At 66.0% G+C, this 605-nt stretch carries 1 pseudogene; it reads right to left on the reverse strand.

The window, feature by feature from the left end:
- Positions 1-605 (reverse strand): annotated as a pseudogene (locus tag NJG22_RS24450) (RHS repeat protein); the annotation flags it as partial.

Genomic DNA, 605 nt, shown 5'->3' on the forward strand with positions numbered 1-605 from the left:
CGGGTCTCGAAACTGCCGTCGTCGGCCCATTCGTGGATGGCTTTGGCGTGTGGGCCGCTGCCGTCCCATTCGAGGTTGATGCCGCGGTTGGTGCGGTCGGTGTAGCGGGTGACCAGGTGGTGCTGGTACTGATAGCGCCAGGCGGCGCCATGCTCATCCTGGGCGGCGATCAGGTCGCCGTGGTCATCGTAGTGGTAGGCGCACAGCTGGCGCAGCGGCTTGCCGTCGACTACCTGCCAAAGGCCCTGGAGGTGGCCGTGGTCATCGAGCAAGGTGCCCAGTTGCAGGTGCACCTTGGTCGGGTCGTCGTCTTGGTAAGTGTTGATGTCCGACAGCACCGGCCGGTCGTGGTGACGGTGCTCGTAATGCAGCATCGCGCCGGCGCCGCTGCGCAGCTTGATGTGCGTCAGGAAGAAGCGGTCGCCATGGCGGGCGTAGGTTTCCTGTCGCGTGAGGCCGCGCAACAGCACCAGCTGCTGTTCGCCGGTACGCACCAGGGTAAGGTACTCCACCGCGTCGTGGTGCGGCTTGCCTTGCTTGGGCAGCGGGTACGCATGGCTGCGGCCGTCCATGTCGTGGAACACCACGCCCTGGTCGACCACGTC

The organism is Pseudomonas sp. VA159-2 (genome assembly GCF_024126635.1).
In the GTDB taxonomy this organism is placed as follows: Bacteria; Pseudomonadota; Gammaproteobacteria; order Pseudomonadales; family Pseudomonadaceae; genus Aquipseudomonas; species Aquipseudomonas muyukensis.